Source organism: Variovorax sp. P4_D9 (assembly GCF_056401695.1).
The window spans coordinates 1-5302 of sequence record NZ_JBFUIU010000623.1 but is presented as its reverse complement, the minus strand read 5'-3'; the positions used below and the strand labels follow the sequence as shown (position 1 = coordinate 5302).

3 protein-coding genes and 1 pseudogene are annotated in these 5302 nt (G+C 65.4%); all 4 read right to left on the bottom strand.

Annotated elements, in window-relative coordinates:
• A pseudogene (locus tag AC1DY5_RS40815) lies at positions 1 to 858 on the bottom strand (hypothetical protein); the annotation flags it as partial.
• Between the two features lie 101 nt (positions 859 to 959).
• Complete coding sequence (locus AC1DY5_RS40810; RefSeq protein ID WP_478120140.1) at positions 960 to 2753, bottom strand: hypothetical protein; 1794 nt, start codon at positions 2751 to 2753, stop codon at positions 960 to 962.
• Positions 2750 to 4393, bottom strand: coding sequence for a hypothetical protein (locus AC1DY5_RS40805; protein ID WP_478120139.1), 1644 nt, complete (start codon positions 4391 to 4393; stop codon positions 2750 to 2752). Before AC1DY5_RS40805 ends, AC1DY5_RS40810 begins: the two co-directional genes overlap by 4 nt.
• Before the next feature lies 1 nt (position 4394).
• Positions 4395 to 5302, bottom strand: a 908-nt coding sequence (locus AC1DY5_RS40800; protein WP_478120138.1) for a PPC domain-containing protein, incomplete at its 5' end; no start/stop codon positions are given.

The following is a 5302-nucleotide window of genomic DNA, read 5'->3' as shown; positions in this document are numbered from 1 at the left end:
CATCTGGGCCGCGGCAAGCACCGCGCGCACCATGGCGTCGATGGTGGCCATGTCGCTCCTGAGATTCGCCTCGCCCGTCTGCTGGCGCAGCTGGGCATCGGTGATGGCGAGACGGATGCGCGGATCGGCCGCGGCCACTTCTGCCTGGTAGAGCGACACGAGGTTGCGCGCGGCATCGCTTCGCACGCTGGCCAGGCCAGTGGTCAGCTGCATCGCTACCTGCGGGCCCTGCATGATGGTGCGGATATAGTCGCCCATGGCGTTGAGTGCCACTTGCCGCTGGTCGATGACCTCCTTGACCGCAAAGCGCACGTTCTCGATCTCGGTGTCGAAGGACTTGATGGAGATGTCGCGGCTTTGCTCGGCGAGTTTGCGGCTGGCGTCCAGGCTGATCTGCTGGAGCTGACCGTGCAGCGCGCCCGGGGGCATCGGGAAGCGGCGATTCGCCCAGGTGGTGACGGCCTCGTCTTCGAGGCGTTCGCTATCGGCCAGGATGCGGGCGCGTGCACGCTCCCACAGCTGCTGCTCCACCAGCGGATTGATGCCGCTACCGCCAGTGGCAATGGCGTTGTCGCACCACGCGAGCGCACGATCGTAAAACTCCTGCGGCGGGAAGAAGTCGCTGACGAACTTCGCCAGGGCGTCTTCAATGACGAGCCGAAGCTGATCGCGCTGCGCGTTGTACATCGCCTCGCCGTCGAGCCGCGCCTCCTCGGGCAGGATCGGCACCAGGGGCGGCAGGAAACTCGTGTCCAGGGTAGCGCCCAGCATGTGCGGGGCGGACTGGCCGGCCAGCAGCATCGCGCGGTTCGTGAAGTCGAGGCCGGACGCGGACTTCTGTTGGGCGTTCTGCCACATGGCGTTGAACACCTGGGTGGTCGTGACTGCGGCGCCCGCGCCGCCGGTGGTCGGATCGGGGATGGTGACGATGCCGCCCGCAGGGATGGATGGGGTTGCCATTAGATTCTCCGTTTGAGGTCGGCGACGTGGAATTCGACGGTGTCAACTTCGAAGTCGGCGCCGTCCTCGTTGTAGAGCTCGACTTCGACGTAGTTGGCCTTTAGGCCCTTGCCGGCGACGATGCGCTGCTGCTGCAAGCTCGAGCTGAAGCTGCGCGTCTTGTAGATGTACTCGCGCGCCTGGTCGCCATCGCCCACCCGCACCTTCATAAAGAGGTTGCCCTGCGCGGACATGCCGATGTAGGCGTGGCTGATGGTCTTCTGCATCGCGGTGCCGAAGTCCAGTTTGCCCAGGCTGATGTTCGCGCGGATGGGCTGGCCCGCGTCGGTGTCGCCCTCCAGCGCAAAGATCCCCTCCGGGCCGGCACCGTAGTAGCGCTGGCCGATCAGGGCGAACGAGTTGAAGCCGAATCCGGTGTAGGTGGTGGTGCCCTGCGTGGCGAGATTCATCACCCAGGTCTCGCTGTCGGAGTCGGGCACGCCGAGCACGGCGCCGCTGGTGGCCAGGGACGCCATCACCGCATCGAGGATGGCGGAGCTGGCCAGCGTGGAGTGCAGGATCGCCTCGCTGCGCATCTCGGCCGGGATGATGACGTCCACCGTCTGCGCGGCCGTGAGCACGCCCGAGCTGCTCATCGTGACGACGAGGAAGGTCATGGGCGCCATGCGGGCGTCGACGAAGGCCTGGGATGCCATCGATGCGTTTTCGCGGCCCTCGTAGGCGTTCATGAAAATCTCGAACGGATCGAGCTCGGCGAACATCTCGGCATAGGGATGGTCGGACGCCAGCATTTCGAGGGGCGGGAGCGAGGCGTCGAGCGTAGCGACCTCGCCGGTCAGGCTGGTCCCCGAGAAGAACAGGGGCGGCAGTTGGAAGTCGCCCACGGCGAAGGCCGGGGTCGCCAGGCCTGCCTGGGCATCGAACTCGAACAGATCGATTTCGCCGTCAAGCTCGGCATAGGGGCCCGTGGCGCCGAAGAAGGTGAACGGATCGAGCGAGGCATCGAGGGTGGCGGTCCGCTCGGACAGGTCGGGTGCGGACACCGCCGTCAGCACCGGGTCGAAAACCTCGTCGTCGCCCGAGTAGAGGGAAGCCTCGAGCCATCCCGGCTCCGTGGGCACGCCCGAGGAGATGGTGGCAACCGCGGTGCCGTCCTTGCTGAAGACAACGCTCGTGCCGGTGCGCTCGATGCGAAAGACCGTGGTGTCGTCGTACAGGCCGACAGCGGCGCCCAGCGCGCCGTTGCGCATGATCCAGGCATGGCCGCGCGCCAGGTAGAAAGCGAAGTCGATCGTGTTGCCGTTGTAGCCCGAGTCGATGCCGTCGTAGAAGTTGATCCCGCAGATCACGCCGACGACAGAGGCGCGCACCTTGAACTCGACGAAGCCGTCGCCGTTGAAGAATCTGATGGAACGCCCGCCCGCATTCCACCCCAGGTTGTAGCCGGTCACGAGGCTCGACGTGGCGACCGAATGGCCTGGCACGTAGGGCTGCGCCGGCGTGCCCGGGAAGGTGACCGGCACGCGCTCGGTCGAGCAGCCCCAGGTGGCGGTGATGACGCTGATGCCGCCCGAGCCGGGGGTGGCATCGGGCACAAACATCATGGTGGTCTGCCCGGTCGATCGATCGGTGCTGAAGACGTAATGGCCGGGCCCCGAGTAGCGCATGCCGCAGACAGTGCGGCTCTCATAGACCGTGCGCGGCGGAGTCGCCGGCACGAAAGGGATCGCCGGGATTTCCTCGGTGCCCACAATCGTCTCGATGGTCGTGTTCTTGATAAGCGAGTTGGTCATGGCTGGTCGAACTCCCCAGGGAAGGCCGGGAACACTGCGGGCTTGCGCCGATGGCCGCCGTAGTTCGCGAAGCAGTAGTTGAAGTCGGTCGAGTTGCGACCGCTTGGCGATGTGAGGTTACTCACGGAGGCCGAACCGAAAGGCTGGAAGGTCTGCAGCAAGTCCTTAGACCGCAGGAAGCGCAGCTTGCCAGCGGCGTAGTCCGGCGCTGGGAAGACGATCGTCTCAGGGTTCTCCGCGTCCTTGTAGGCCTTGGTGACGACGCCGTTGAAGATGCCAATGTAGGTCGAGATGATCTGAGGCGGAACGGGCGGCGTGAAGCTCCAAGTCGCCCCGTAGTCCGTCGTCACCATCGCACGAACGGCGCCGGCCTGAAAGACCGGGATGAAGGCGCGGCCGGGGCCGGTGGCGAAGTGGCCGGTTCGCATCAGCGTCACGCCCCAAAACATCACGGCGTCGCCCCCCGAGGCGAGCTTGATGCCGTCACGGTCGGTGTACCACGTGTCGCCGAGCCAGGACTGGCGCGTGTAGGTGCCGCCGGACCCGACGAAGAGGGCCGGGCAGAAGCGCGCGGTGCCCGCTTCGATCGAGCCGTCCACGTAGGCGTTCGGCACGATCAGAAGGCTCACGCCGCCGCCCATGTAGATGATGGTGGTGAAGCGCCCCATCATGTTCAGCTGGCCGTTGTCGTAGAAGGCGCGCGGGTCCGAGCCGCCGGCCGGGTGCTGGTACAGCAGCCCGGTCAGGAAGCTGGCGGGGACGGAGGTCCACGAGGCGCCGAAGTCATTCGACTGCGCGAGGTAGGGCGCAAGCTGCGGTTTGTGGACGTCCTCGACGACGGTGTTCAGCGCCTGCACGATGCCAGGGCCTGCGGTGAAACTCGTGAACGGGTGGTGGTCACGCCCAGGGAAGAAGGGGTAGGCCACCTGGGTAAGAGACAGTTGCCCGGTGTTGCCGCTGAAGGCGACCGGCACGCGCGACGTGAACGGGTTCGCGGGGTCCGTGTAGAACAGCGCGGTCATGCCGAAGCGATATCGCAAGACTGGATCGCTCCAGCCGCACGCGAAGAGCGCGTAGCTGTGGCCGCCGGTGCCAAGGCCTGGGCCGCCGAGGACGTTCAGGACATCGAGCGCACCGAGCCCGCTCAAGGATGCGACATCGGCGAAGGTCACCGACACGCGCTTGTGCGGTGCGGGTAGAGACAACGAGGGGTGTTCGGTACCCTGCCCGTCAGCACGTACCAGCGTCAGCCAGAAGGACGCGGTCGTGTCCTCCGCAGCCTGATCGCACAGTAGCTGCATCACGTAGTTGTCGCCGGCGTACTTGATCGAAGCCGACACCGCGAAGTTCTGACCGGGACCAAAGACGACTGCACGCCTGAAAAGCTCATGGGAGGAAAAGGCCTGCTCGGGCGAGGCGCGCTCACCCATGACGGTGAAGTCCGAGATGACCACCGGCCCCCACAGGTAGGGGTCAGACTGATTCGGAGCCTGGTAGACGTTCGTGAACTGGCCGCTGCGCTCGATCGTGACGTCGCCCTGCACGCGCCGAGCAATCTCCCGCTCGCCCTCGCCCTGCATCCAGTTGGCCGACTGGGCGCCCGCCCCGTTCCAGCCGTTGCGGAACTTGACTTCCGCCATGTCACACCTTCCAGCCGGTCAGCTGGATGCCGCTCGGGATCGGGGCGCTTGCATCGTTGCCCCAGCCGTTCGACGTGGTTGTGGGGAACATCGACACAGAGACGTAGTAGGTGCCTGGCGGGTAGGGGCTGCCTTCTGTGCCCAGCGTAAAGGCGACGTGCGAGAGAAACCCCGGCACGTCAGAGCCGTCGTCGTTGAACCAGATGGCATCGCCGATAGGCCCGTAGATCGCAAGGAACGTGTCCGCGCCGGTGTTCGACGAGGTCCCGGTCGAGAAATGGTAGTCGCCCGCCACTGCCACAACGAACTTGTACCAAGCGACGCCGTCGCCAGCCGGCACCGGCGCGTCATACGGCAGACTGATCAGCGTGGCTGGAGGCGCGCCGGGTGGTGGTGGCGGTGGTGGCGGTGGCGGTGCTGATGAGACGCCGACACCTTCCTCGTGCGAGCCGCGGAACGCTGTCCAGAAGGGCGGGGTCAAGCCGGGCGGCGGGGCGCCGAAATCCTCGAGGGTGATCGAGTCCACACTGAACGCCGGCGAACCGCCACGACCGATGATGAAGATAAAAGGCAGTGCAGTATCTAGTGGCACATGCGGCGCACCTTTGCTTGCCACCGGCACACCGTCCAGGGACCACGTCATGTCTCCTGCTGCGCAGAGCAATTCGAACGTGTGCGAGCCTGCCACAAGCCCGGTGGACCCTGGTGCCCCCTCCAAATCGAGTGTGATTCCGTTCCGATCGATAAATATCTCTGAACTGAAGTCGTCGCGGTGGAAGAAGAAACTCAGCTCGGCAAAGTCAAGGACGGAAGTAAAAGGCGTACCGATGTTGACAACGACGGTCAGCTTGAACTCCAGCGGCACAAGCTGCGTGGTCCTGGCCCCCGCACCGGTCACCAGAGCTAAGT